Source organism: Pseudomonas fluorescens, assembly GCF_001902145.1.
GTDB lineage: Bacteria > Pseudomonadota > Gammaproteobacteria > Pseudomonadales > Pseudomonadaceae > Aquipseudomonas > Aquipseudomonas fluorescens_BV.
On sequence record NZ_MRST01000017.1, the window covers coordinates 52812 to 75235 of the forward strand.

The window sequence follows — 22424 nt, forward strand, 5'->3', positions numbered from 1 at the left end:
AACCGATGACCGATAGCGTAGAACTCTTCACCGATGGCGCCTGCAAGGGCAACCCGGGCCCAGGTGGCTGGGGCGCCTTGCTGGTGTGCAAGGGCGTGGAGAAGGAACTGTGGGGCGGCGAAGCCAATACCACCAATAACCGCATGGAACTGATGGGCGCCATTCGCGGCCTCGAAGAACTCAAGCGGCGCTGCAACGTACTGCTGGTGACCGACTCGCAATATGTGATGAAGGGCATCAACGAGTGGATGGTCAACTGGAAAAAACGCGGCTGGAAAACCGCGGCCAAGGAACCGGTCAAGAACGCCGATCTGTGGCAGTTGCTCGATGAGCAGTGCAACCGTCACGACATCACCTGGAAATGGGTGCGCGGGCACATTGGCCACCCTGGCAACGAGCGCGCCGACCAGTTGGCCAACCGTGGCGTGGACGAAGTGCGCGGCTACAAGCAGAGCTGAATCAGCGACACTGCAGCGGCCGTTCGAGCCGCTGCTTCACCGCCCCATCTCGCGTGGCGAATCCACCAGCACGGCATCGATCTTCAGGCAGGCAGCGGCGCAATAGTCGTCATCGTTGTTGACCCCAATCGCCAGAATATTCGATTCGCCGTTGGCGCGAAAACAGTCGACAACCTGGGGCGCAGCCGGCAGTGCTTTCATGTCGAGGATGATCGGGGTGCTTGTGGGAATCTCAGTCAGCGCCTGTTGCAATGAGGGCAGCGGTACGGTGCGGGCGCGATAAGGGTAGGTCACGTAGCCATCTGCTGCGGTTTGCTTGAACTGCCAGCCAGCGTTGAGTTGTTGCAACTGCGCCCAGGTCTTTTCTGCTACCGCACCCGTACCCTGGTCAATCACCTTTGGTGACGGTGTCCGGCATACTACCGGGCTGGCCTGATTGATAAACGAAAGGCACCATTATTTAGTTAATACCGGGCTGAATGCTAACAGGAGTGCGGGATGTCCTCTTCACCTCATGTCGATGTCCAGGCATTTCTTGATGAAGCGGTAGAGAGCGAGCCACAGGGGCTGAGGTACACGCCGCCACGGATTTCGCAGATGATCCGTCGTACGCTGCCGCCCTGGGGCGCGATTGAGTGCGTGCAGGTGGCGCATCGCCCTCATCGCTTTGAAATGCGCCGCCCGCAGCATCAGTTTGTGCTGTATCGGCAGGGGTCGGTCAGCGATGGCGAGGTCAGTATCGACGGCTTGCGCTTGGCTGGGCCCAGGGCCTTGGACCAGTTCATTGATTTTATTCCGGCCGGTGCCTTATTCGAGGGGTGGACGGGGGAGCGAGCCAGGGTCGGCTATGTCCTGGTGTCGGTGGATGAGGGTCAATTGGCAGCAGTCTGCCCGACCTATCGTGTGCAAACCGATCTCAAGCCGCTGATCAGTTGTCATGATGCGTTCTTGCGGGGATTGCTGGAACGCTTGGATCAAGTCGTGCATGGCGGCAAAACCGATGCCCTGTACCTGGAAACCTTGGTCATGCTGCTGATGCAGGAAGTGCGCACATTGCAACAGCTGCCTGAGGTCGCGCCGGTTAACACAGGTGAGTTCGGGCCGGTGCAGCGCCAGCGTTTGACCGACTACATCGAGGCGTCCCTGGCCAATGAAGTGCGCCTGGCGGACTTGTCGAACATCGTCAACCTCAGCCCATACCATTTCTCCCGGGTATTTCGACGCACCTTCGGCATGTCACCGTACCAGTATCTGCTGCTGTGTCGCGTCAATCGAGCCAAGCACTTGATCACCACCACTGACCGCAGCCTGCTGGACATTGCCCTTGACACCGGGTTTGCCGGCGCCAGTCAGTTCTCCCGCGCGTTCCGGCGCATCGTCGGGCAATCCGCCAGTCAGTTGCGACGTCCCTAGGCGTCGTACATTGCGCAAGAAGCGTCAACACAACAGCAGGCAAGGCAAAGCGGCCTGCATAGCTGCTCGTTAGTCTGGCTTCAACGGTTGGTTACCCCGGTAATCAATATTGAGCCACTGATGGTGCAGAGAAAAATCCCATGAAAATCCTGGCTGCCGTGACCGAAGGCAAAGGTCCACTGTTTGACGTGCGCCCGTTGCAACTGGGCATACCGCGCAACGATGAAGTGCGGGTCAAAATCATTGCCACGGGCATTTGCCATACCGACCTTGCCGTACGTGACCAACAGATTTCGGTGGCAATGCCTGTGGTGCTGGGGCATGAAGGCGCCGGTATCGTCGAGCAAGTCGGCGCGAACGTCAGCCATGTGCAGGTAGGGGACAAGGTCATCCTGTCCCTGGGCTTCTGCGGTCAATGCGACCACTGCGCCAGCGGACTGCCGACTTACTGCAATGAGCATTTTGACTACAACTGGAAAGCCTCGCGGGCCGACGGCTCAGTGGCATTGCATGACCACGGGCAGCCGGTGCACAGCCATTTTTTCGGCCAGTCTTCGTTCGCCAATTACGCCGTGGTGAGCGCCAGCAGCCTGGTCAAGGTGGCAGATGATGCGCCGCTGGAGTTCCTGGGGCCGTTTGCCTGCGGCGTCATGACGGGTGCGGGCGCCGTCATGAACACGCTTAAACCGTCACCCGGCACAGCTATCGCGGTCTTCGGCATGGGCGCAGTGGGACTGAGCGCGGTCATGGCGGCGCGGGTGATGGGGTGCAACCCGATCATCGCGATAGACACCCAAGCGTCGCGCCTGGCCGTGGCTCAAGAGATGGGCGCCACCCACGTGATTGATGCGAGCCAGGGCGACGCGACCCAACAGGTCATGGCGCTGACCGTCGGACGAGGCGTGAAATACGCCGTCGAATGCGCAGGTCACGTTGGCGTGATGGCCAGTGCGGTGAACGTATTGGAGGAGGGCGGGGAGGCCGTGCTGACCGGCGTGGTGGCACCCGGCACACAGCTGTCTGTGGATGTCATGCAACTGATTCGGGGCCGCGTGGTGCGCGGCAGCATCATGGGGGACGCGGCGCCTTCAGTGTTCCTGCCGCGCTTGGTGGACCTGTTCAAACAGGGGCGTTTCCCGGTGGACAAAATGGTCCGCTTCTACGACTTGGAACAGATCAATCAGGCGATCGCCGATATTCATTCGGGCGACACCATCAAGGCCGTCCTGCGCATGCCTCATTGAGTCACGCTCGGTAAAGGCGTGCGCGCAATAAAGCCGTAGCAACCCATCAATCAACAGAAAGTGAGGTAATAGGCATGAAAAGTCTTCGTGGATGGTTAGTGGGCCTGTTGGCCGCCACGGCAGTTTTTGCTGCCGGTGTTAACGCTCAACCCAAGGCAACCATCAAGGAGCAGGACGGCTTCTACTACTTGTCGCCGGGTTATACAGCTGCCGACGTGGCGGACTTCTATTGGCGCAGCCTGAATGGCTGGTCGGAGCATCCAGCCGAAATGGCCAAGTACTACCAGAAGGATGGCGTTTACACGCTGACCTACGCGCCGGTCGATGATTTTCCCAATGCCGGCTTCAAGCGCGCCAATAAAGGGCGCCAGGAAATGACCGATTACTTCACCAACTTCAGCAAACAGTTGGGCAACTTGAAGTACAGCGACCCCAAGACCTGGACCTTGCTTGAGACCACCGAAAAGGGGACCTACGTATTTGAATACACCAGCGATGGGGTGATTCGTGCCAGCGGCAAGCCCTACCACCAGACCTTTATCGCTATTCTGCGTATGGCCAAGGATGGGCAAATCCAGTCTGTGCGCGAATATTGGGACCCCTACGTCGCCTTGCGGGACTTTGACCTGATCAAAAAGACTCAGTGATCGTTGCGGTTTCTCGGGGTCAGGATTGCACGGGCGAGTTGCTCGTCCGTGCACTTATAGAGCGTGCTAATATCCCGCCCCTTGAACTGTACCGAACCGTTGAGAGCTGAACCCTGATGGCCATCCGATCTGTTGTACTCGATACCGAAACCACCGGCATGCCGGTGACCGATGGTCACCGGATCATCGAAATCGGCTGTGTCGAACTGATGGGGCGCCGCCTGACTGGCCGCCACTTCCACGTCTACCTGCAACCGGACCGCGACAGTGACGAGGGCGCGATTGGCGTCCACGGCATCACCGATGAGTTCCTCAAGGGCAAGCCACGCTTTGCCGAAGTGGCCGATGAGTTCTTCGAGTTCATCAATGGCGCCCAGTTGATCATCCATAACGCGGCGTTCGACATCGGCTTCATCAATAACGAATTTGCCCTGATGGGGCAGACCGACCGTGCGGACATCTCCCAGCACTGCACGATCCTCGATACCTTGATGATGGCCCGCGAGCGTCATCCGGGCCAGCGCAACAGCCTTGATGCCTTGTGCAAACGTTATGGCGTCGACAACTCCGGCCGTGAACTCCACGGCGCCTTGCTTGACTCCGAGATCCTGGCCGACGTTTACCTGACCATGACCGGCGGGCAGACCAGCCTGTCCCTGGCCGGTAATGCGTCCGATGGCAGCGGTTCGGCGGAGGGCTCGGGCAACCGCCCTTCGGAAATCCGCCGCTTGCCAGCTGATCGCAAACCGACTCCGATCATCCGTGCCAGCGAGCAGGACCTGGCCGAGCATGCGGCGCGGCTGGAGGCGATTGCCAAGGCTGCGGGTGCGCCGGCGTTGTGGACTCAGTTGACCCAACAGTAGCCACTATGTGGGCTCTCTGTAGGAGCGAGCTTGCTCGCGAAAAACGTCAACGATAACGCCTGCTTCCTGAATAAACGCGGCGCCTGTGAGTTTTTCGCGAGCAAGCTCGCTCCTACAGAGGGCATTGAGGCACACCAGGTCCCACAGTCGATCTCCACCGCCTGTGAAATCTTCATTCGCCACTTTTGCTTCCAGCTTCTACCCTTGTGCAAAGCCTCCGGAGTAAGAGTGCTCATGTACAAAGACCTGAAGTTCCCCGTTCTGATCGTGCACCGTGACATCAAGGCCGACACCGTTGCCGGTGACCGGGTTCGAGGCATCGCCAGGGAGTTGGAACAAGAGGGCTTCAGTATTTTTTCTGCGGTGGACTACGCCGAGGGGCGGCTGGTGGCCGCTACCCATCACGGTCTGGCCTGCATGCTGATTGCCGCCGAAGGCGCCGGGGAAAACACCCACCTGTTGCAAAACATGGTGGAGCTGATTCGCCTGGCGCGGCTGCGCGCACCCAACCTGCCGATCTTTGCGCTGGGCGAGCAAGTCACCCTGGAAAACGCGCCCGCTGATGCCATGAGCGAGCTCAACCAACTGCGCGGCATCCTTTATCTGTTCGAGGACACCGTGCCGTTCCTGGCGCGCCAGGTCGCACGTGCTGCACGCACGTACCTGGATGGCCTGTTGCCGCCGTTCTTCAAGGCGCTGGTGCAACACACCGCCGATTCCAATTATTCCTGGCACACCCCCGGTCATGGCGGTGGCGTGGCCTATCGCAAAAGCCCGGTGGGGCAGGCGTTTCATCAGTTCTTTGGGGAAAACACACTGCGCTCTGACTTGTCGGTGTCGGTGCCCGAGCTGGGCTCGCTGCTCGATCACACCGGGCCTTTGGCCGAAGCCGAGGCCCGCGCCGCGCGCAACTTTGGCGCCGACCATACGTTCTTCGTGATCAACGGCACGTCCACCGCCAACAAGATCGTCTGGCATTCCATGGTGGGGCGCGATGACCTGGTGCTGGTGGACCGCAATTGCCACAAGTCCGTGTTGCATTCGATCATCATGACCGGCGCGATCCCGCTGTACCTGTGCCCGGAGCGCAACGAGCTGGGCATCATCGGCCCGATCCCCCTGAGCGAATTCAGCCCCGAGTCGATCCGTGCCAAGATCGACGCCAGCCCATTGACCCGTGGGCGGCCACCGAAAGTGAAACTGGCGGTGGTGACCAACTCTACCTACGACGGCCTGTGCTACAACGCCGAATTGATCAAGCAGCAACTGGGCAACAGTGTCGAGGTGCTGCATTTTGATGAGGCCTGGTATGCCTACGCTGCCTTTCATGAGTTCTTCGCCGGGCGCTATGGCATGGGCACCTCGCGCACGCCGGACAGCCCTTTGGTGTTCACTACCCACAGTACGCATAAATTGCTGGCGGCCTTCAGCCAGGCGTCGATGATCCACGTGCAGGACGGCGGCGCACGGCAACTGGACCGTGACCGCTTCAACGAAGCGTTCATGATGCATATCTCCACCTCGCCGCAATACAGCATCATCGCGTCGCTGGACGTGGCCTCGGCGATGATGGAAGGCCCGGCCGGGCGCTCGCTGCTGCAGGAAATGTTCGACGAAGCCTTAAGTTTTCGTCGCGCCCTGGCTAACTTGCGCCAGCATATCGCTGCCGAGGACTGGTGGTTTTCCATCTGGCAGCCACCCTCGGTCGCGGGCATCGACCGGGTCGCCACAGCGGATTGGCTATTGCACCCTGGGGATGAGTGGCATGGCTTTGGCGACGTTGTCGAAGACTACGTATTGCTGGACCCGATCAAAGTCACGCTGGTGATGCCTGGCCTCAACGCCGGCGGGGCCTTGAGCGATTGCGGTATTCCCGCCGCAGTGGTCAGCAAATTCCTCTGGGAGCGCGGGCTGGTGGTGGAGAAGACCGGGCTCTATTCGTTCCTCGTGCTGTTTTCCATGGGCATTACCAAAGGCAAATGGAGCACCTTGCTCACCGAGTTGCTGGAGTTCAAGCGCAGCTACGATGCCAATGTCAGCCTGGCCAGTTGCTTGCCGTCGGTGTATGCCCAAGGCCCGGCACGCTATCAAGGCCTCGGGCTGCGTGACCTTTGCGACCAGTTGCACAGCTGTTACCGTAGCAATGCCACGGCCAGGCATCTCAAGCGTATGTATACGGTATTGCCGCAAATCACGATGAAACCCGCCGATGCCTACGACCAGTTGGTCAGGGGCGAGGTGGAGGCGGTCTCCATCGACGCGTTGGCAGGACGTATCGCCGCCGTGATGCTGGTGCCTTACCCGCCGGGCATTCCATTGATCATGCCCGGCGAACGCTTCACCGAGTCAACCCGTTCAATCATCGATTACCTGGCATTTGCCCGCACGTTCGATAGCAGTTTCCCCGGTTTTGTCGCGGATGTGCACGGGCTGCAACACGAAGATGACGGCAGTGGCCGTCGTTACACCGTCGATTGCATCAAGGGTTAAGGAAGTTTATGCAAGCTGTGATGAACCCGAAGTATCCAGGGCTCAGTGTGCGAGTCGCCGACGAAGGTTTTGACGCCTATGTGTGGGGCAACGATTTCAGCTTTGAAGTCAGCGCCTATGGGGTGCCGCAAATGGGCCAGCGCGTCGAACAATGGCCGGTGGAGAGGGTGCTGCCGTACCGCAAGTGCTATGGCATCGACCCGGAAGAGTTCGCCAGTTTCCGTGATGCCGCCGACAGCTCAATCTTCATGGCGTACCTGGATGACCGCGCAGTGGGGCATATCGTGGTCAGCACCAACTGGAACGGTTTTGCCCATGTTGACGAGTTGGCCGTGGCGTTACCGGCGCGCAGACATGGCGTGGCCAAGTCGTTGTTGGACGTGGCGCAGTTCTGGGCCCGCAAGAAGAACCTGCCGGGCATGATGCTCGAGACCCAGAACAACAACCTCGGCGCCTGTCGCCTGTATGAGCGTTGTGGCTATGTAATGGGCGGCATCGATCAACTGCGTTATCGCGGGATTGACCCGCAAACCCGCGAGGTCGCGATTTTCTGGTATCGGTTGTTCAAGACGGAAGTGGAAGCGGCCTGACCCTGTGTGATCGTTCACGTTATTCGCGAGCAAGCTCGCGCCTACAGGGGCTTGGTGTCGTTGCCAAGCAGGCTTTCGGCTTTCTGGATGATGATCTCCAGCAGCGCATTCAATGCCGGTGAGGGCGTCGCGTCTTTCAACGTCAGTGCATACAGGCTGACCACTATCGGTGGTGACACCGGGCACGCATCGAGCCCGGATTCTCGCGCACCCAGGGCGGTGAACGGGTCGACAATCGCCAGGCCTTCTCCGGCCTCCACCAGGCCACGCATCATCGGGTAGGTTTGCACCCGCGTCTGCACCACGGGCAATGGCCGCAGGGCTTGCAGCTTGGCGTCCAGCAAGCGACTGAGCGGGTCATGGCCTTCAAGGCCGATCAGCGACTGGCCGGCCAAGTCCTGCAACGCAATGTATTTTTGCTTGGGCTTGAGCCAGCCATGGGGGGCCAGCAACTGCAATTTGCCTTGGGCCAGCACCGTGCTTTGGATCTGTGGATGCTCAGGGTCATGCAGGCTCACGCCCACATCGGCTTCATGCAATAGCAGGCTGTTGATGATCTCGCGAGTGGGGTGGCTCGACAGGTTGCACGGCATGTCCTGGAAGCGTCGACGCAGCGCGGCAATGCTCTGGGGCAGCAGTTGGTTGGCCAGCGGCGGCGTGCAGAGCGCGCGCAAGGGCGGCGCGTGGTGGTGTTTCAAACGGCTGGCAAGGCGTTGCACCGGCTCCAGGGCTTCGTACAGCGCAGTGATGTCTGCCTGCAACGCCAGGGTTTCCCGGGTGGCCTGCAAGCGCCCGCGCACGCTGGCAAAGAGCATGAAGCCCAGTTGCTGCTCAGCGTCCTTGAGAGTGGCGTCTACTTCGCCCACGGGGAGTTGCAACCACTCGGCGGCGGTGCCGAGGTGGCCGGTCTGCAAGATGGCCTGGATCACTTCGATATGACGTAAACGCATGGCCGGAGTCTATGTGCAGTGCGCAGGGGATTCAATGGCGCAGGCCTTCGTGCGCAAAAAAGACTGCCAGGGTCGTCCCGGCCTATGGCGTTCAGCCAGGACCCCACTAGAATGGCGAGTCTGATCAGCAACGACCCCTGCCGGTTTCCCGGTACTTAAAATAAAAAACAGGTCTGGTCTCATATGCCTCAACCCTCGACGTTCTTCGGGGTAACGGCCAAGCAACTCCTGGTCCTGTTGACCGTGGGAGGCCTGGCGGCTTACTTCTTCAATCATCAGGATGAACCGACGCCGGACAAGCTCGCACTGGAAGCCTTTATCCGTTCCCAGCAACAGGTAGGCGAGCAGGTGGGCGCAGTAGTGGGAATTACTCTGGTCAGGGAAGTCGAGGCTTACCCCGCCTACAACGCGCCGGGCTACAAACGCTCGATGTATACCGTGCAAGGGGAGCGCGGCGAGTTGGTGGTGACGCTTAAACAAGGCGAGCAGGGCATAGAGGTAACGCAGATCCGCCGCCCATGAGCGTCCCCAGCCCAGTCGCCAGGACTGAGCAGGTGAACAAGACAGGCGCTCAGGAGACGAGGGTGGTTTGCGATTCGCGCACGAGAATGGTGCCCGACTGGATCAGTTTGAATTCATCACCTTCCAGCTTTTCTACACGGTCGCCAATGGCCAGCTTGTAGGTCGTGGTGGGCGCCGATCCCGCCAGGGCGCCTTGCGCCGGGTCGGATTCCTGGAACTCATGCACCGAATACACGCGGCCTTCCGCGTCTCTGGCATGAAACTGTCCAACAAGTACTGCAGCCATCTGTTTAGAACCTCTGGAGATAAACACTCGATTTGCGGTTCTGTAGACCGTCAGGGAGCGGGGTAGTTTACCTATAAGAAAAAAATACTATTCGCTGATATTTTCAGACGGTTCCTACGCAAGCGCTGGCAAGGAAAACGGCGAGGGAATCCGCACAACCCTCTGGTGAACGCGCCGCGAAGCCTCTATAACTACAAGCTCCTTTATTCAGAAGTCGGGAAACCTCAATGAGCAAGGTCTACACGATTGCCGTCCTGGTGGGCAGCTTGAGAAAAGAGTCGATCAACCGCAAGGTCGCCTTGGCCCTGGCCGAACTGGCCCCTGCCAATCTCACGTTGGACATTGTTGAAATCGGCGACTTGCCGCTCTACAACGAGGACATCGACGGTGCAACACCGCCGGCAGCCTACAGTACTTTCCGCAAACAAGTGAGTTCATCCGACGCGGTGTTGTTCGTTACCCCCGAATACAACCGCTCCGTGCCGTCGGCATTGAAAAATGCCATCGACGTGGGCTCGCGTCCTTACGGGCAAAGCGCCTGGAGTGGCAAGCCGGGGGCGATCATCAGCGTCTCGCCGGGTGCCATTGGCGGTTTTGGCGCCAACCACCATTTGCGCCAGTCCCTGGTGTTCCTGGACGTGTGGTGCATGCAGCAGCCGGAAGCCTACCTGGGCGGGGCAGGCAGTGTGTTCGATGAGGCGGGGAACGTGTCGGAAAAGACCAAGCCGTTCCTGCAGGCATTCATCGATGCCTACGGCAAGTGGGTGGAAAAACAGCAGGGCTGAAATTAGCCCGGCACCTGTAGGAGCGAGCTTGCTCGCGAAAAACTCGAGGACAACGCGTTCATTCAGGATGTCAGCGTTATCGTTGACGATCTTCGCGAGCAAGCTCGCTCCTACAGTAGGGGGTTTATCGCAACCAGTTGGTGCGTGCCAGCTCGATAACTTCATCGCCGCGCCCGCTCATCACCGCCTTGAGCATATACAGGCTGAACCCCTTGGCCTGTTCCAGCTTGATGCTCGGCGGCATCACCAGTTCCTGAGTGGCGGTCACCACATCCACCAACACTGGACCATCATGGGCCAGCGCGCGGCGCAGGGCTGGCTCCAGGTCTTCGGATTGCTCCACGCGTATGCCCAAAATCCCCATGGCATTGGACATGGCCGCGAAGTCCGGGTTTTTCAGCTCGGTGCCGGTGTCCAGGTAGCCCGCAGCTTTCATCTCCATGGCGACAAAGCCCAGGGACGCATTGTTGAACACCACCAGTTTGACCGGCAATTGCAGCTGCGCCAGGGATATGAAGTCCCCCATCAACATGGTGAAACCGCCGTCCCCAGACATCGAGATCACCTGTCGCCCAGGGAATGCCGCCTGGGCACCGATAGCCTGGGGCATGGCGTTGGCCATCGAGCCATGGTTGAACGAGCCGATCAGCCGGCGCTTGCCGTTCATCTTCAGATAACGCGCCGCCCACACGGTGGGTGAGCCGACATCGGCGGTAAAGATCGCATCATCATCGGCCAGTTCGCTGAGCAAGCGCGCCACATACTGGGGATGGATCGGTCGGCCGGCCTTGGACGGTTGCGCCAGGTCATCCAGGCCTTGGCGGGCTTTTTCGTAGTGCTTGAGGGAGGTTTCGAGGAAGCTGCGATCGGTCTTGCGGGTCAGGCGCGGCAATAGCGCGTCGATGGTTTCACTGACGTCGGCGGCGATGCCCAGGTCCAAGGTCGCACGGCGCCCCAGGGCTTGGGGGTTGCGGTCCACCTGGATGATCTTGGCGTCGGTCGGGTAGAACTGGCGATAAGGGAAGTCGGTGCCGAGCATGACCAAGGTGTCGCAGTCGAGCATCGCGTGGTAACCGGAGCTGAAACCGATCAGGCCGGTCATGCCGACGTCGAACGGGTTATCCCACTCCACGTGCTCCTTGCCCCGCAGTGCATGCACCACCGGCGCGCCGAGGGCGTCGGCCAACGCCACTACCTGACCGTGGGCACCGGCACAGCCGCTGCCACACAGGAGGGTGACTTTCTCGCTGCTCTGGAGCATGTCGGTGAGGCGCTGCACGTCCTGCTCAACCGGCACGGTACGGGGGGCGTGCAATGCTGGCCACGGCTTGAGCTTATCTTCCACTTCCAACAGCGACACATCCCCCGGGATCACTACCACCGCTACGCCTCGGTTGAGGATCGCCGAACGCATGGCACGGTGCAGGACATGGGGCATCTGCTCGGGGTTGCTCACCATCTCGATAAAGTGGCTGCATTCCTTGAACAGTTCCTGGGGATGGGTTTCCTGAAAGTAATTCAGGCCAACCTCCGATGACGGAATTTGCGCGGCAATCGCCAGCACCGGCACATGGTTGCGATGGCAATCGAACAAACCATTGATCAAATGCAGGTTACCCGGCCCGCAACTGCCGGCGCACACCGTCAATTCGCCGGTGGCCGCCGCTTCGGCGCCGGCGGCGAAGGCGGCCACCTCTTCGTGGCGCACATGCATCCACTCGATGCTGTCCATGCTGCGCAGGGCGTCGGTCAGGCCATTGAGGCTGTCGCCGGTGAGCCCCCAGATACGCTTGATACCCGCTTGTTCCAGAGTGGTTGCCAACTGCTGGGCCAGGTTGATTTTCGCCATGAGGAACTCCAATCGTCAGTGAGGTTGAAAAACTGCTGATCAGTAGGGGACAGTCCAATCACGGCGAATGCTCCGCCTTTAATGTGAAGATTGCGTCATGCTTGCCCGGTACTGCCGCGTACGTCGAGCGATAAACCACTGGTCACACACCAATGCCAGCCAAGGCGCAACGTTGGGGTTGGGCTTGCGCCCGCGGCTCAGGCGGCGCATCTGGTCGCGCACCACGGCAAGGGTGGCGAGGGCGGCCAGGGGTTTGCGCTTCCATTCCATGGGCCGCAGTTGTGGGTTGAGGTCGCGACCTTCACGCCATTGTTTGATCAGTTGCGGCTCCAGGGTCAGGGCGGTGGCGATGCCGGCCATGGCGATGCCGCTGTCCAATACTTGCTGGACCACCGGCAAGCGGCGAATACCTCCGGTCACCATCAGTGGCATGGTGGCGATGCTCGCCATTTGTGTGGCGAAATCCAAAAAGTAGGCTTCACGGGCCAAGGTGCGGCCGTCCCGCGCCTCGCCTTGCATGGCCGGCGCTTCATAGCTGCCGCCGGACAACTCAAGCAAATCGATCGGCAGTGTATTGAGCATCTCCACTACAGCGCGCGCATCGGTCTCATCGAAACCGCCGCGCTGGAAGTCTGCGGAATTGAGCTTTACCGACACACAAAATGAAGGGCTGACGCTGGCCCGCACGGCGCGGATGACCTCCAGCAGCAGGCGTGCGCGGTTTTCCAAGGGGCCGCCCCAGCGGTCGGTGCGGTGGTTGCTCAAGGGCGAGAGGAACTGGCTCAACAAATAGCCATGGGCGCCGTGGATCTGCACCCCGGTGAATCCGGCTTGCTCGGCCAGGCGGGCGCTGGTGGCGAAGCGCTTGATGACGTCCTGGATGTCGTCTTCGGTCATGGCCTTGGGTTTGGCGAACATTTTGGAAAAACTGCCCACATCCAGCGCAATAGCCGAGGGTGCCAACGCTTGCTGGCCCAGGTTGGCCATGGTCTGGCGCCCGGGGTGGCTGAGCTGTACCCAGAAGTGCACACCCTTGGCCCGGGCTACGTCGGCCCATTCACGGAAGCTGGCCAGGTGCTGCTCGTTTTCCAGCGCGACACCACCTGGGCCCGTCATGGCGCGGCGGTCGATCATCACGTTACCGGTCAGCAGCAGGCCGGGCTCGCCGTCGGCCCAGGTCTTGTACAGCTGCTTCAATGCTTTGGACGGTGCCTGATGCAGGTCCGCCATGTTCTCCTCCATCGCGGCCTTGGCGATGCGGTTGGCGATGACTTGGCCGTTAGGCAGTTGCAGGGGGGTGAAGGGTGACATGGGTTAACTCCTGAGCGGGGAAGGCCTCAGGCTAAGCTTAAAGTTAACTTTAATGTCAAGCGGGAGTCGATCACGGGCGATGCAACTGTAGGAGCGAGCTTGCTCGCGAAGAACGCAAGGGCGCCACATACATCCAGGCGACCTGCGCTATCGTTCAGGTTTTTCGCGAGCAAGCTCGCTCCTACAGGGGCCTAGCGGCGGCGGAACAGCGGCAGTGGCTCATCCGTTGCAGCCTGGTACGTCACCGAAAAGTCTTTGAGACTTTCCAGTGCTTCGTACGGGTCTTTGTCCGCGCGCAAGGCGAAGGCATCGAACCCGCAGCGGTGCAGGTAGAACAACTGGTCACGCAGCACGTCGCCAATGGCACGCAATTCACCCTTGTAACCATAACGGTCACGCAGCAGGCGGGCGTTGGAGTAGTTGCGCCCGTCGGTGAAGGCCGGGAAGTTCAGGGCGATGACCTGGAAGTGCTGCACGTCATCACCGATTTCTTCGGCTTCTTCATCGGCGTCCAGCCACACGCCCAAACCGCCGTCGCGGGCCTTGAGGGCGTGGCCGTGCTCGCGCCACAGGGCCAGCGGCACGATCAGGTCGTCGCAGTTGGAAATGCCGTCGAAGCTCGTGTCCTTGGGCAGCAGGTGCCAGGTTTCGTCGACGACTTCGTTGTTCTTAATGATTCGCTGCATAGACGCGCTCCTTGAACAGGTCGATGCCGATGCGCTGGTAGGTGTCGATGAAACGCTCATCTTCGGTACGCTGTTCGATATACACGTCGATCAGCTTGCCGATCACCTCCGGCATGGCTTCCTGGGCGAAGGATGGGCCGAGGATCTTGCCCAGGCTCGCATCGCGGCTGGCGCTGCCGCCCAGGGACACTTGATAGAATTCTTCGCCTTTCTTGTCCACGCCCAGGATGCCGATGTGGCCGACGTGGTGGTGACCACAGGCGTTCATGCAACCGGAGATGTTCAGGTCCAGCTCGCCGATGTCGAACAGGTAGTCCAGGTCGTCGAAACGGCGCTGGATCGACTCGGCAATCGGGATCGACTTGGCGTTGGCAAGCGAGCAGAAGTCGCCGCCCGGGCAGCAGATGATGTCGGTCAGCAGGCCGATGTTCGGCGTGGCAAACCCGCCTTCGCGCAGTTCGCCCCACAGGGTGAACAGTTGGCTCTGCTCGACGTCCGCCAGAATGATGTTCTGCTCGTGGGAGGTGCGCAGTTGGCCGAAGCTGTAGCGCTCGGCCAGGTCGGCGACCGCGTCCAGCTGCTTGTCGGTGATGTCGCCTGGCGCTACGCCGGTGGGCTTGAGCGACAGGGTCACTGCCACGTAGCCGGGCTTCTTGTGCGCCAGCGTATTGCGGGTGCGCCAGCGGGCGAAGCCTGGGTGTTGCTGGTCGAGTGCGGCCAGCTCGGCGTCCTGGTTGCTCAGGGCCTTGTACTCAGGGTCGACGAAATGCTTGGCGACGCGGTGCACTTCGGCTTCGGTCAGGGTGGTCTGGCCGCCGCGCAGGTGTTCCATTTCGGCATCGACCTTCTGGGCGAACACCTCAGGCGTCAGCGCCTTGACCAGGATCTTGATCCGGGCCTTGTACTTGTTGTCGCGACGGCCGTAGCGGTTGTAGACCCGCAGGATGGCATCGAGGTAGCTCAACAGGTCCTGCCACGGCAGGAACTCGTTGATAAAGGCTCCGACCACCGGGGTACGGCCCAGGCCACCGCCGACCAATACGCGAAAGCCCAGCTCGCCGGCGGCGTTGTACACCGGCTCCAGGCCGATATCGTGCACTTCGATGGCCGCACGGTCGGAGGTCGAGCCATTGATGGCGATCTTGAACTTGCGCGGCAGGTAGGCGAATTCGGGGTGGAAGGTGGTCCACTGGCGCACGATTTCACACCACGGCCGTGGGTCGATCAACTCGTCGGCAGCGACGCCGGCAAACTGGTCGGTGGTCACGTTGCGCAGGCAGTTACCGCTGGTCTGAATGGCGTGCATCTGCACGGTAGCCAATTCAGCCAGGATGTCCGGCACATCTTCCAGGGCCGGCCAGTTGAACTGCACGTTCTGGCGGGTACTGATGTGGGCGTAGCCTTTGTCGAAGTCGCGGGCGATCTTGGCCATCATTCGCGTCTGGCGCGACGTCAGTTGGCCATAGGGCACGGCCACCCGCAGCATCGGCGCAAAGCGCTGAACATAAAGGCCATTTTGCAGGCGCAGAGGGCGGAACTCTTCTTCGCTCAGTTCACCTGCTAAGTAGCGTCGGGTCTGATCACGGAACTGCTTGACGCGGTCCTCGATGATGCGCTGATCGTATTCGTCGTATACGTACATATAGGTCCTGTTCTCGGCAAATCTGCGCGCACGGCCGCGCACTCCCAACGGAGCCGGCGCACGATACCAGTTTGCGTATATGCGCAAAAGTGATGTTTGGGTATATGTAAATAACCAAACTGACTAATGAGAACGGTTATCGCGATACCCACATTTGTCATAGGGACAACTCTGGTCTTTACTGTGATCGAGTCTTAGTGCAGTCACCTATAAAACCGACAAGAGGCGATGCGATGAGCAATTCCACCAAAGCCCGTAAACCCGACAGTACCGTGGATGCCTGGGCCATTTTATTTTTGATCATCCTGGTGGTGGGAACCGCCGTGTTCTGGGTTAGCCACCAGTAAAGCAGCGGGTTGATTGAACCTCGATTGAATGCCTAATTGCCACTATCATGGCGCTCTATATTCAAGGTTCAGACAACCATGTTGAAGGTTTTGATGGCGTGTACGTGGTTGCTGGGGTCGACGTGCGGGGCAATCGCCCAGGCTGCTTCGGTGGTGTTTCTCAACCCTGGCCTGTCTTCGGAAACCTTCTGGGTCAGTTATGCGCAGTTCATGCAGGCCGGCGCCAAGGACCTCGGCCTGGATTTGCGTGTGCGCTATTCAGAGCGTGACCATCAGGCCACCTTGGCCCAGGCGCGCGAGGCACTGATGGGCGATCAGCGGCCCGACTACCTGGTGCTGGTGAATGAGCAATACGTTGCCCCGCAAATCATGCGCATGGCCCAGGGCAGCGGGGTGAAATTGCTGATCGTCAACAACGCCCTGACGCCCGGGCAGGCGCAGCTCTTGGACGCCTACCACGACACCCGGTTGATCGGCAGCATGGTCGCTGACGATGATCAGGCCGGCTACCTGATGTTGACCGACTTGTTGCGCCAGCACGGGCCGATCGCTTGCGGCGCAACGCTGGACCTGCTGGCATTTTCCGGTGCCAAGACCACCCCGGCCGCGCAGCTGCGTGAACAGGGCCTGCGCCGCGCCCTGGCCGAACATCCGCAAGTGCGCTTGCGCCAGTTGGTCTACGGTGAATGGAGCCGCCAGCGTGCCTTCGAACAAGCCACGCAGATGTTCAAGCGCTATCCACAAACGGCACTGGTATGGTCGGCCAACGATGGGATGGCATTGGGGGCCATGCAGGCCCTGCAAGACAGCGGCCGAGTACCCGGTAAAGACGTGTTGTTCAGTGCGGCCAATAGCTCGCCGCAGATTCTCGCGGCGCGCCTTGACGGACGCCTGAGCACGCTGGTCGCGGGGCATTTCACCCTGGGCGGCTGGGCAATGGTATTGATCCATGATGATGCCAAGGGTGTCGATATCGGCGCCCGTGGCGGTCGCAACCGCCAGGAGGCCTTGTTCCAACTGATCGATGCCACCCAGGCACGGCGTCTGTTGGGCCCCCTGCCGGTGGTGGATTTTCGCGCGTTGTCGGCCGTGGACAAACCTGTGTCCTACCGTTACCCCTTCAGCCTGCAACTGCTGCTGCGCTAAACCCCGGCCAGGTGCAGCACCAGCTTGACGATACCGAACAAGGTCAAGGCAAACACTGCGGTGAACAGGATGCCCAGCAACACAAAGTGGCTGGGCTTGCCATGGGTGAAGTCGCGTGCGCGGTTCTTGCCGCTCTGTACGCCAAAGGCCGCCGCCATCACGCTGTGCAGCATCTGCCAAAAGGTCGGCGGTTTGTTATCGCTGGGGTCGTCCATACAGCCCTCGTCAGCAAGGTGGTCGTACAGAGCATAGACAATCCGGCGGCCCCCACTCAGGTCACAGCACCTCCAGCCTCAGGAACAGCTCCTGGTCCAACGGTGGTCTGATCTCGGCTTTCTCCAGGTTGACCACGGCGCGGTTGTCGGCGCGTGCCTGTTCGATCAGCTCTTTGCGGGTGAACCGGCGCTCGGCGATGGTTTTCAGATGGCCAAAGGCAGGTTGGGAAGCGGGTGTGTCGGCGGTCGGGTAGTGGAAGTGGGCGTACCACAACACGTTGTCTTCGCCCTGTTTGCCGGCTTTTATTTGGTTTTTGTCGCGGATTGCATATTCGGTGAGAAAGTCACCGGCCTTCAACTTGATGCGGCTGCGGACCAGGTTGATATCGATAAAGCCATGGCGCCACAAATAGGCGACATTGGCGGCTCTGGGGCGCTGCAATTTATATCCCTCGCTGCACTGCTCGCGGGCTGCCTGCCTGGCGGACTGCGCCTCATCCAGATAAGTAGCCTGAAGTGCGTCGGCTTGCGCGTCGGTACCGTGGTCGCGTTTAAGTTCCGCTGCCAGAGCTTCGAACTTTTCGGCATGCTGGTTGAGCATCACATCCCATTCATGGGGATCGAGGCCTTCACGGCGGCCGGGTTCCTGAAGCTTGCGCTGCTGGAAGCGAATGCTGGCATCGATACCTGCCCGCTCGTCGCTGACGATTTGTGCGTGGGCCTTGATCGTCCTTAACGTACGGACCGCAGGCGCGGCGGGCTGCTGGGCCGGCGGCGCTTGCTCGACGATGTTCCAGAAGCCTTCATTGGCGTGTTCATGGTAAGTGGCGACGGTCTGCCCGGTGAACGGGTCCTTGATGTCGATGAAATCGCCTTCGACACCCGGCTCGCTCGGGCGTAAGTCGCCCACCAGGGTGTCGCGGTTGCGGGTCCTGATGATCCTGCGGGTAGCGGGTTTTTGCCGGGAGGCGGGGGCGGGCGCAGGGGAAAACCCTTCTTCAGCGAGGATCAACTGGGACAGTTGTGCTTCCAGGCTGGAGCGTGCCTCACTCAGGTTTTCCATGAAGGGAATGCGGTATTGCTCGCGTATGAAGCCTGAGTTCATCTCGGTCAACGAGTTGACGGCGTTCTCCAGGCGCTCATACCGCGTCAGCACATTCTTGAGTACGTCGATCTGTTCCAACGTTGAGTAACCGCGGGTGGTGCGCATTTCCGTATGGGCACGCACGCTGAGGGTGGTTTGCGAGTCGGTGAGATCAATGACAAATGGATACTCTGCCGGCAGACGCGAGTCATGCGTGCGATCAACTACCAGATCCATCAGCAGTAGCAGCTGGTGCTGTTTGATGACAACTGACGCCATGGGTTTGACTTCGCCGGGCGTTTGTTCCAACAGATGCTCGCGCAGTTTCGGCTCGGCGTGCTCCAGCAGCTTCTCCATCTGCACTGTCGGCTCAATCAGGTGTTGCAGCGTTTCGATCTGTTGGCGTCTGGCGCTGATGAATTGCTCATAGGCATTCGTGTTGCCTTCGGGCAGCTCTCGATTGATTCGGTTACCCAGCTCATCGTCATTTTCGCCGAACGGGGTTTCAAGTGTGTCTGAAAACTTCTGACTCAAGGATTCATGCATCGATAGCCAGTTGACGTAAATTATTGTGGTCGCGTCATTCCGGGCTTTTGTGTGCTCGGAAGTGCTCCTGTCGGCTTGGATCAGCTCCTCGGCCTTGGCTCGGATGTTTTGCATCGCCGTAATCACCTGCCGTGCGTTTTGTTGGAAGGTGTCGACAGCAATGTTCCACTGCACTCTGTTGCTGGCCGTCGAGCGCTGCCGTTGCGCGTGGCGCTCAATGATTCTAGGGCGCAGTGCCGCAAGCAAACCGGGGTTGTCGAGCATCAGCCAGTCGGCCCGCAGGTTTTTTTTGTGCTCGTCCAAGGCTTTACGCGCATTTTCCATCGTCACCTCAAGCGCACCAGTGCGCTCCGCGAATGGCTTCGCTTGCAGGTTGAGAGCGTTCAATTGTGCCTTCAATTGACTTACGCGCTCGGCGTGCTGTTGCCGCCACTCATTGAGCCTGCCTCGACGCATGCCGCCCTCCAGCCTGGCGTGGCGATCCAGCCGCCAATGCCCCTGGCTGTCGCCGACCAACTTGAAGCCTGGATGTTCCGGATGCTGTGGATGTACCAGATAAACCTCACCGAAACCCGGCACCACGCTAACCTGGAACAGCAGCCCGCCCACACTGGCGTGCCAGGTCCCGTCAATGCGATAGAGCCCTTTGAACGTGCCAGTTTGTTCCGCGAGGGGCAACGGCTCGGGCCAGGGCACATGCACATCGAGCAACGCCTTGAGCAGCTTGGCGCCGGCTTGCGGGCTGGCCAGGGAGTGGCTGAAGTCCAAGGCCGTGTGGCCTGCCGCTGGCGGCTCGCCGGGCAGCGCCACCGCCCCGTGGCGGACCACGGGTGCGTGTTGGCGATGAGGTGCACCCGCTCGGCGGCGCCAGGACTCCAGAGTGTTGTACTCGGTGGCCGGCTTCGGCCGACGGGGTGAGGATGCGGCGTGCAATAGAACCATCGCGGTATTGAGCAGCAGGTCGATCAACGCCAGCTCACGGGTGGTTGGATCAGCGCTGTCCAGGCCGGCCAGATCTTGCTCAACACTGCTGACCAACACCAGCAACCAGCCCGCCAACATGGCCGGCCCTCGCGCCAGTGGCAACAGCAAGGTGTTGAACAGCAGCCAGGCACCTTCCATCAGGATCGCCCAGCGACTTTCGTGGTTGGACACCGACTCGCGGTCCGCCAGGTCGACCAGCGCCCGCGCTGTGCTGCCAAACAAGTGGTTGAGCAGTTGGCCGTTGATTTGCGACTGAAGCCATTCCCCGGCCCCTTCATCGACGGCCAACGTGGCTGGCGCCGGTTTTTCGGCAATGTTGAACTCATCCCCTGGCAGGAAGCGAATCAGGTGTGGTTCCTGGATGCCGCCGTGGTCGTAGATGGGCCGGGCCTTGTCGCTCAACCAGGTCAACACGCTGTCTTGCACTGCGCCGGGCTGGGCAATGGCTGCGAGCAGCGCCTGGCGTGTCGGGTATTCAAGCAGGGCGGGTGCATATAAGGGCCGATACAGCAGGTGCGGGCCCACGCTCGCGTCACGCGCCTCGATAATGAATACGTTGTTGACCTCGTCGGGCGTGGCTCCGGTTTTACGGCACAGGGCCAAGGGGCGCAGGACGATTTCCTGATCGTCGACGATTCTGTCCGCGGGCATTTCCCCCATCAGTGCCTTTACATAGAGATAGCCCTTGAGGGTCACGCCGTGTAGCCGGCGGATCTTGTACTCCAGTGCCTGCATCGGCAGGTGCACCTTGAGTTCGCGGGTGAACAATTGCTCCCTGCGCCGCGCATCGACGCTGTCGGACAACAACAAATCCTTGATGTTTTGCGGATAGCGGGCGCCAATGTCGACGCGCTGGATCAACCCTGTGCTGCCCAACAGGTAGTTCTCGTTCATCCACTCTGGCAACGGCGCGCCACTTTTCAGCGACAGCTTCAGCGTGCCTTTGGGTTTGCCGGCCAGATTGCGGATGGCCAGTTCCGTCAGCGACATGCGCACATGTTCGATGATGCCGGAACCTCCCGGGTACCCGGCAGCTACAGCGAAGTCCAGCAGCACATCATCGGGGTCCAAGGCCTCATGGTCGGCCTGCATTTGCGTGCGCAGCAGGGTGCGGCTGAAGCGCTGGATGTCTTCAATGCCTTCATTGAACGAGCGGCCCTGGCTTTGTCGCAGCACTTGCGCCATATCCTGCAGGTGGCGGTGGTAGGCAAAGCGGTCAGTCGGCTCAGCTTGCATGAGCCATTCAGGCAGTTGCTCGCTGACGGTACGCAAACTCGCCGGGACGGTCGTTGGTTCGGGGGTGAAATACACGGCGGGATCGGTAAGTTGTTCCAGGCGTAGCCCCAGGCTTCGTTCGTCTTGACCTTGAAAACTGAAGGCCGCGAGGTCTTCCAGTTGCTGGTTGAGGATCAGCCCGGCCTGCTGTTCGAACACGTTGTTCTCCGGCTCGTTACGCCGCCAGGTAAGGCTGTCGAACTGGAATTGCTCTTGCATTCTGGCGCCCCAGGCCTGGCCGAACGCATCGATGGAGTCAAATGCCTCGACCACGCCGGCGACGCTGTACAGCAACACCTGTTTGTCGCGCACCAGCAGCATGTCCGGGGTCAGCAAGCGAACCTCATTGCCGGCTTTCAATAGCGTGCTTTCGATGAAATAAACATGCGTCGGCGGCGAGGAATGGGGCAGACGCTCGGCCAGCGTCGGCCAGGCTGCCACGGCCGTCAGCATGTCGCGCTGGGCCTCGCTCAGGCTAGCTCGGCCGGCTGCGGCAGCGATCATTTGGCCGTTGAGCAGCCCGCCCAGCCATTGCCAGCGGCTGTTGCCGTGGTTGTCCTGCTCGCTCCAGTAATCAACCAGGTCGTGCTGCCAATGCAGGTAGAGCGAGGAGGGCAATTCGTCGATGATTTGCGCGATCACCTGCATGTCGATAAGCGCTGGGCTTTGAAGGGCGATAGGCGGCTGTTGGGTCAGAAAGTAGGGCCGCTCACGGGGTGAGTGCAGGTCGAGCAACTGCGGGTCGAGTACATGCGCGACCGCGACTTCCATCAACGATGGGTAGGTGTATTCGCCCGAGGGGAGCGGGGTCGCCAGCTTGACGGCGAGCAGGTCAAGTTGCAGCGAGGGGTAGCGTTCCAGGATACGGCTACGCAGTGCGTTGAAGACCACTGAATACAAGGCGGGACGAGTGGCGAAGCGTGCATGGATCGCCTGGGCGGGCAGTTGGCTCAGTTGTGCGGGGAGCGTGGGTGTGGGCATGACGACATCCTTTTCCTATGGGTATCCGGTGCTGTTTGGCAGCCGGCTTGATGGACCGGTAATCGGTCACGCATAGGAAATCGGATTTTGTGCCTGCGGGGGTGATAAGA

The 22424-nt window shown here is 60.3% G+C and carries 19 protein-coding genes; 10 read left to right on the forward strand and 9 right to left on the reverse strand.

The genetic code is table 11. The features are described 5' to 3' along the window. The first annotated feature begins 5 nt into the window (after positions 1 to 5). Complete coding sequence (gene rnhA / locus BUE92_RS04405) at positions 6 to 458, forward strand: ribonuclease HI (RefSeq protein WP_003173571.1); 453 nt, start codon at positions 6 to 8, stop codon at positions 456 to 458. A 36-nt stretch (positions 459 to 494) separates the two neighbouring features. Here the strand turns inward: rnhA and BUE92_RS04410 are convergent, their stop codons facing one another. Next, positions 495 to 854: a hypothetical protein gene (locus tag BUE92_RS04410; RefSeq protein ID WP_073522116.1), complete on the reverse strand. Its 360-nt coding sequence runs from the start codon at positions 852 to 854 to the stop codon at positions 495 to 497. Between the two features lie 102 nt (positions 855 to 956). On the opposite strand from BUE92_RS04410, the gene BUE92_RS04415 reads away from it, so the two are divergent. The 6 genes from BUE92_RS04415 to BUE92_RS04440 all read left to right on the forward strand — a co-directional run bounded on the left by BUE92_RS04415 (position 957) and on the right by BUE92_RS04440 (position 7705). Then, a complete protein-coding gene (locus BUE92_RS04415) occupies positions 957 to 1871 on the forward strand; it encodes a helix-turn-helix domain-containing protein (RefSeq protein WP_081372169.1) in 915 nt (304 codons plus the stop codon). A 140-nt stretch (positions 1872 to 2011) separates the two neighbouring features. Further along, positions 2012 to 3115, forward strand: coding sequence for an NAD(P)-dependent alcohol dehydrogenase (locus BUE92_RS04420; RefSeq protein WP_073522122.1), 1104 nt, complete (start codon positions 2012 to 2014; stop codon positions 3113 to 3115). Between the two features lie 74 nt (positions 3116 to 3189). Further along, positions 3190 to 3762, forward strand: a complete 573-nt coding sequence (locus tag BUE92_RS04425; protein ID WP_073522124.1) for a nuclear transport factor 2 family protein — start codon at positions 3190 to 3192, stop codon at positions 3760 to 3762. A 122-nt stretch (positions 3763 to 3884) separates the two neighbouring features. After that, positions 3885 to 4625: a DNA polymerase III subunit epsilon gene (gene dnaQ / locus BUE92_RS04430; RefSeq protein WP_164692278.1), complete on the forward strand. Its 741-nt coding sequence runs from the start codon at positions 3885 to 3887 to the stop codon at positions 4623 to 4625. A 234-nt stretch (positions 4626 to 4859) separates the two neighbouring features. Beyond that, the gene (locus BUE92_RS04435; protein ID WP_073522127.1) at positions 4860 to 7115 is read left to right on the forward strand and encodes an Orn/Lys/Arg decarboxylase N-terminal domain-containing protein; all 2256 of its coding nucleotides are present in this window, start codon (positions 4860 to 4862) and stop codon (positions 7113 to 7115) included. Between the two features lie 20 nt (positions 7116 to 7135). Further along, positions 7136 to 7705, forward strand: a complete 570-nt coding sequence (locus BUE92_RS04440; protein ID WP_073522295.1) for a GNAT family N-acetyltransferase — start codon at positions 7136 to 7138, stop codon at positions 7703 to 7705. 41 nt (positions 7706 to 7746) lie between these two features. Here BUE92_RS04440 and BUE92_RS04445 read toward each other — a convergent pair whose 3' ends face one another. Beyond that, positions 7747 to 8655: a LysR substrate-binding domain-containing protein gene (locus tag BUE92_RS04445; protein WP_073522129.1), complete on the reverse strand. Its 909-nt coding sequence runs from the start codon at positions 8653 to 8655 to the stop codon at positions 7747 to 7749. 183 nt (positions 8656 to 8838) lie between these two features. Between BUE92_RS04445 and BUE92_RS04450 the strand changes: the two genes are divergently transcribed. After that, positions 8839 to 9177 (forward strand): hypothetical protein, encoded by a 339-nt coding sequence (locus tag BUE92_RS04450; protein ID WP_073522130.1) that lies wholly within the window; start codon positions 8839 to 8841, stop codon positions 9175 to 9177. Positions 9178 to 9226: 49 nt separating this feature from the next. Here BUE92_RS04450 and BUE92_RS04455 read toward each other — a convergent pair whose 3' ends face one another. Continuing rightward, positions 9227 to 9463 (reverse strand): hypothetical protein, encoded by a 237-nt coding sequence (locus tag BUE92_RS04455; protein WP_073522131.1) that lies wholly within the window; start codon positions 9461 to 9463, stop codon positions 9227 to 9229. 227 nt (positions 9464 to 9690) lie between these two features. Here BUE92_RS04455 and BUE92_RS04460 point away from each other — a divergent pair, with 227 nt between their 5' ends. Further along, the gene (locus BUE92_RS04460; RefSeq protein WP_073522132.1) at positions 9691 to 10248 is read left to right on the forward strand and encodes an NADPH-dependent FMN reductase; all 558 of its coding nucleotides are present in this window, start codon (positions 9691 to 9693) and stop codon (positions 10246 to 10248) included. A 124-nt stretch (positions 10249 to 10372) separates the two neighbouring features. Here BUE92_RS04460 and poxB read toward each other — a convergent pair whose 3' ends face one another. From poxB to BUE92_RS04480, 4 genes are all read right to left on the reverse strand, one after another. Beyond that, on the reverse strand, positions 10373 to 12097 hold the full coding sequence (poxB, locus tag BUE92_RS04465; RefSeq protein WP_073522133.1) for a ubiquinone-dependent pyruvate dehydrogenase: 1725 nt from the start codon (positions 12095 to 12097) through the stop codon (positions 10373 to 10375). A 78-nt stretch (positions 12098 to 12175) separates the two neighbouring features. Further along, positions 12176 to 13408, reverse strand: coding sequence for an NADH:flavin oxidoreductase/NADH oxidase family protein (locus tag BUE92_RS04470; protein WP_073522134.1), 1233 nt, complete (start codon positions 13406 to 13408; stop codon positions 12176 to 12178). A gap of 191 nt (positions 13409 to 13599) precedes the next feature. After that, complete coding sequence (locus BUE92_RS04475) at positions 13600 to 14094, reverse strand: DUF934 domain-containing protein (RefSeq protein WP_073522135.1); 495 nt, start codon at positions 14092 to 14094, stop codon at positions 13600 to 13602. Beyond that, positions 14078 to 15736 (reverse strand): nitrite/sulfite reductase, encoded by a 1659-nt coding sequence (locus BUE92_RS04480; protein ID WP_003190712.1) that lies wholly within the window; start codon positions 15734 to 15736, stop codon positions 14078 to 14080. Before BUE92_RS04480 ends, BUE92_RS04475 begins: the two co-directional genes overlap by 17 nt. 425 nt (positions 15737 to 16161) lie before the next feature. On the opposite strand from BUE92_RS04480, the gene BUE92_RS04485 reads away from it, so the two are divergent. Further along, entirely contained in the window at positions 16162 to 17229 is a 1068-nt protein-coding gene (locus tag BUE92_RS04485) for an ABC transporter substrate-binding protein (protein ID WP_073522137.1), read from the forward strand. On the opposite strand, the gene BUE92_RS04490 is transcribed toward BUE92_RS04485, so the two are convergent. Beyond that, on the reverse strand, positions 17226 to 17444 hold the full coding sequence (locus BUE92_RS04490) for a DUF2970 domain-containing protein (RefSeq protein WP_073522139.1): 219 nt from the start codon (positions 17442 to 17444) through the stop codon (positions 17226 to 17228). The genes BUE92_RS04485 and BUE92_RS04490 overlap by 4 nt on opposite strands. Positions 17445 to 17505: 61 nt before the next feature. After that, positions 17506 to 22314, reverse strand: a complete 4809-nt coding sequence (locus BUE92_RS04495; RefSeq protein WP_073522142.1) for a dermonecrotic toxin domain-containing protein — start codon at positions 22312 to 22314, stop codon at positions 17506 to 17508. Positions 22315 to 22424 lie beyond the last annotated feature (110 nt).

Coding starts and splice junctions, on each gene's coding strand:
- rnhA (WP_003173571.1), top strand. CDS start 6: ATGACCGATAGCGTAGAACTCTTCACCGATGGCGCCTGCAAGGGCAAC.
- BUE92_RS04415 (WP_081372169.1), top strand. CDS start 957: ATGTCCTCTTCACCTCATGTCGATGTCCAGGCATTTCTTGATGAAGCG.
- BUE92_RS04420 (WP_073522122.1), top strand. CDS start 2,012: ATGAAAATCCTGGCTGCCGTGACCGAAGGCAAAGGTCCACTGTTTGAC.
- BUE92_RS04425 (WP_073522124.1), top strand. CDS start 3,190: ATGAAAAGTCTTCGTGGATGGTTAGTGGGCCTGTTGGCCGCCACGGCA.
- BUE92_RS04435 (WP_073522127.1), top strand. CDS start 4,860: ATGTACAAAGACCTGAAGTTCCCCGTTCTGATCGTGCACCGTGACATC.
- BUE92_RS04440 (WP_073522295.1), top strand. CDS start 7,136: ATGAACCCGAAGTATCCAGGGCTCAGTGTGCGAGTCGCCGACGAAGGT.
- BUE92_RS04445 (WP_073522129.1), bottom strand. CDS start 8,655: ATGCGTTTACGTCATATCGAAGTGATCCAGGCCATCTTGCAGACCGGC.
- BUE92_RS04450 (WP_073522130.1), top strand. CDS start 8,839: ATGCCTCAACCCTCGACGTTCTTCGGGGTAACGGCCAAGCAACTCCTG.
- BUE92_RS04455 (WP_073522131.1), bottom strand. CDS start 9,463: ATGGCTGCAGTACTTGTTGGACAGTTTCATGCCAGAGACGCGGAAGGC.
- BUE92_RS04460 (WP_073522132.1), top strand. CDS start 9,691: ATGAGCAAGGTCTACACGATTGCCGTCCTGGTGGGCAGCTTGAGAAAA.
- poxB (WP_073522133.1), bottom strand. CDS start 12,097: ATGGCGAAAATCAACCTGGCCCAGCAGTTGGCAACCACTCTGGAACAA.
- BUE92_RS04470 (WP_073522134.1), bottom strand. CDS start 13,408: ATGTCACCCTTCACCCCCCTGCAACTGCCTAACGGCCAAGTCATCGCC.
- BUE92_RS04475 (WP_073522135.1), bottom strand. CDS start 14,094: ATGCAGCGAATCATTAAGAACAACGAAGTCGTCGACGAAACCTGGCAC.
- BUE92_RS04480 (WP_003190712.1), bottom strand. CDS start 15,736: ATGTACGTATACGACGAATACGATCAGCGCATCATCGAGGACCGCGTC.
- BUE92_RS04485 (WP_073522137.1), top strand. CDS start 16,162: ATGTTGAAGGTTTTGATGGCGTGTACGTGGTTGCTGGGGTCGACGTGC.
- BUE92_RS04490 (WP_073522139.1), bottom strand. CDS start 17,444: ATGGACGACCCCAGCGATAACAAACCGCCGACCTTTTGGCAGATGCTG.
- BUE92_RS04495 (WP_073522142.1), bottom strand. CDS start 22,314: ATGCCCACACCCACGCTCCCCGCACAACTGAGCCAACTGCCCGCCCAG.